This window comes from Thermovirga sp. (assembly GCA_012523215.1).
Classification (GTDB): domain Bacteria; phylum Synergistota; class Synergistia; order Synergistales; family Thermovirgaceae; genus 58-81.
Genome location: JAAYIZ010000126.1, coordinates 1 through 2,980 on the forward strand (window position 1 = coordinate 1; position 2,980 = coordinate 2,980).

General features: G+C 51.9%; 3 protein-coding genes and 1 pseudogene. 3 read left to right on the top strand and 1 reads right to left on the bottom strand.

Annotated features, from left to right (window positions below):
* Nucleotides 1-350: helix-turn-helix domain-containing protein (locus GX108_03540; protein NLO56117.1), on the bottom strand; the 350-nt coding region annotated here is incomplete at its 3' end.
* 490 nt (nt 351-840) lie between these two features.
* On the opposite strand from GX108_03540, the gene GX108_03545 reads away from it, so the two are divergent.
* From GX108_03545 to GX108_03555, 3 genes and pseudogenes are all read left to right on the top strand, one after another.
* Nucleotides 841-1,674 carry a phosphate ABC transporter substrate-binding protein gene (locus GX108_03545; GenBank protein NLO56118.1) on the top strand — a complete coding sequence of 278 codons (834 nt, stop codon included), beginning with the start codon at nt 841-843 and terminating at the stop codon, nt 1,672-1,674.
* Nucleotides 1,675-1,728: 54 nt separating this feature from the next.
* Nucleotides 1,729-2,565 (top strand): ABC transporter permease subunit, encoded by an 837-nt coding sequence (locus tag GX108_03550; GenBank protein ID NLO56119.1) that lies wholly within the window; start codon nt 1,729-1,731, stop codon nt 2,563-2,565.
* 107 nt (nt 2,566-2,672) lie between these two features.
* A pseudogene (locus tag GX108_03555) lies at nt 2,673-2,980 on the top strand (phosphate ABC transporter permease).

Below are 2,980 nucleotides of genomic sequence, written 5' to 3' on the forward strand. Positions count from 1 at the left end.
GGGTTCTTCAAGCTTGCTCCTTTCAGGATCCTGGTGATGGTCTTGGGGGAGACGGACCGCCCCGCTTCGGTAAAGAGCAGCTCCGACATGTGGCTGGCGCTGGCCCCCTTCCACAGGCTGGCGGCACGGTCTGCTACCAAGGCCCTTATGTCGGTGGGGATGAAGTTGGAAGGCTTGCGGCCGGTGTTGCCGTGGACCAGCGATGACGATCCCGCCTCCTCGTAGCCGGTCTTTATCCTCTGGACCTGCCGTACCGACAGCCCCAAAGCGGCTGAAGCCTCCCTGTTGGTTATCACCCCGCCCGTCACCTCTTCAAGAACATGAAGTTTCCGTGCCTGCTTGATAGACAACCTGATGTCACCCTCGTTCTTAATGGGATACATTCTCTATCAAAACCCAGGGGGGGGGTGACATTTCCCCCTTCTCAGGAGAAGGGGACCTCGTCCCTGTCCCCTTAAGGGATGACATTATCCCTGTCCGGCGACAATCAGGCAACCCTTACCTTGACAAATACTGCACCAAATGTAATATTATTAAACTTGTAACAACCCCTGTTTATCTCGGAAGGTGGTGGCATACCGTGGTTCAGACATGACCTGTCGTTCATAGGATGATGCACGGGATGCATTACCAGTTTGCCGCACATTCAGCTTCCGGGACTTCTGCCTTACCCTTTTAAGGACCAGCATTTAACCTTCCTTAATTTCCTGTAAGTTGATTCCCTGCCGCAAATAGCTGGAGTGATACTTTAGAAGCATTTCTTTTGCTTCGAAGGTTTATCTATGCTTGTTTCCTTTTAACTCGGGCAGCAAAAAACGAACGAGGAGATGTCATCAAAATATGAATAAATTATTTGTTTCAATGTTGCTTACAACAATGCTGATTACCGCTTCAGCCGCGGGGGGTGAACCCCTTGATGCCTTCAAAGGGCAGAAAGGGGTTATCGATATATCAGGCGGAACCGCCCATATTCCTGTCATGAAGGAAGCGGCAAAAAGGATAATGTCTATTAACCCCGACATACGAATCACTGTCGCCGGCGGAGGTTCAGGGGTGGGAGTGAAGCAGGTCGGCGAAGGGCTTGTTACTATAGGGAACACCGGGCGTCCCCTGAAGGAAGACGAAATATCCAAGTATGGGCTGGTCTCCTTCGCCTTCGCCATTGACGGAGTAGCGGTAGTGGTCAATCCAAATAACAAGATAGCGGCCCTCACGACCCAACAGGTGATGGATATTTATTCCGGTGTAATCAAAGACTGGAAAGCACTGGGCGGTGAACCCGGTGCAATAAACGTCTTCGGAAGAGAAGACGGAAGCGGTACAAGGGAAGTCTTCACAGAGAAAGCGATAAGAAAGGGAGAGCTCGCTTCTTCGATAAACATCGTCAGTTCCAATGGAGCGATGAAAACCGCCATCGCCCAGGATAAACGAGCAATAGGATATGTCGGGGTCGGGCACATTGATGATTCAGTGAAAGCTCCGACCTTTGACGGTGTAGTACCTTCCCAGGAAAATGCCGCGAAGGGGATATATGAAGTTACGCGCAACCTTTACATGAACACCAAGGGGAAGCCCGAGGGGCTTACGAAGCTTTTTATCGACTACATATTCAGCCCCGAAGGCGCGGAGATAATAAAAGAGAGCGGCTACATCCCGCTCCCGGCTGAAGAGTAAAGGCTATAGAGGGAGAGCATTCTTTCCTTTCCCTTGCATAGCCAGGGTATTCAATTGAACAAAAATAAAAATACGCCTTTCTGGTTAAAGGTATCGGCTGTTTATATCTCATCTCTCATGTCGGCCATCTTTGTCTTTATCACCCTGTGCGCTTTGGATGGCCTGCTGAAGAGCGGACCCTCACTTTTTGGTTCTCTATGGAACCCGGAAGCGGAGAAATTCGGCATCATGCCCATGATCTGGGCCAGCGGACTTCTTTCGCTTTCATCTTTAGTCATGGGATGGACCTTGGCCGTCGGATGCTGCTGTTTTATCCACGGCTTCGGCCCCAGGCCAGCGGCCAGACTCCTCTCATGGATGCTCAGGATCATGACCGCCATACCAACCGTTGTATATGGTTTTGCCTCGGTCTTCCTTCTCGTTCCCTTGATAAGGAACGGACTTGGAGGATCGGGGTTTTCATGGCTTACCGCTTCGCTGGTGCTCAGCCTGCTTATTTTGCCGACAATGGTCCTCGCCATGGACAGCACCTTCAGGACGATAGAGTCCGAAACGTCGATGACGTCAGCCGCTTTGGGGCTTACTACTGAACAAAACGTCGCAATGGTAGTCCTTCCTGCCTCAGGGAAATGGGTATGCTCTTCGGCCCTTCTCGGCTTCGGGCGCGCGGCGGGAGACACCCTGATCCCGACGATGCTTGCCGGCAACGCGGTCCAGTATGCCAATTCCCCCCTGGATGCAATAAGGACTCTGACCGCGCATATCGGCCTTGTCTTGTCATCCGATGTGGGTGGGACTGCCTATTTTTCCCTTTACGTGGCAGGCGGGATCCTCCTTTTTGTGAGCATTACGGCAAATATGCTGTTGCGCCTTTTGAGGAGGAGATCCTAGTGACGAGGGTAAGGCTGCTGCGTTTTCTCTCCTTTACATCGGCTCTTTTTGTAATAGGTTCATTCGCCACGCTGATGGGCTTTGTCTTTTACCACGGCGCTCAAGTGCTCGATCTTGAACTTTTCTTTGGCGACACGGCCCCGATCGATGCGATTACAGGCGCTCGCCCGGTCTGGGACGGCATATGGCCTGCTTTTGCGGGAACCCTGTACCTGGTAGGCCTTACAATGGCTCTTTCACTAATTCCGGGCATTGGTTGCGGGATATACCTTGCTCGTTATGCGATAGGCAGGAAGAAAGAGGTCCTTTCCCTGGCGGTGGACCTTCTTGCAAGCGTCCCATCCATTGTTATGGGACTTTTCGGATTTGTCCTGATACTCTCGCTCAGGCGGACTTTTGCTCCTGATGCAACTAC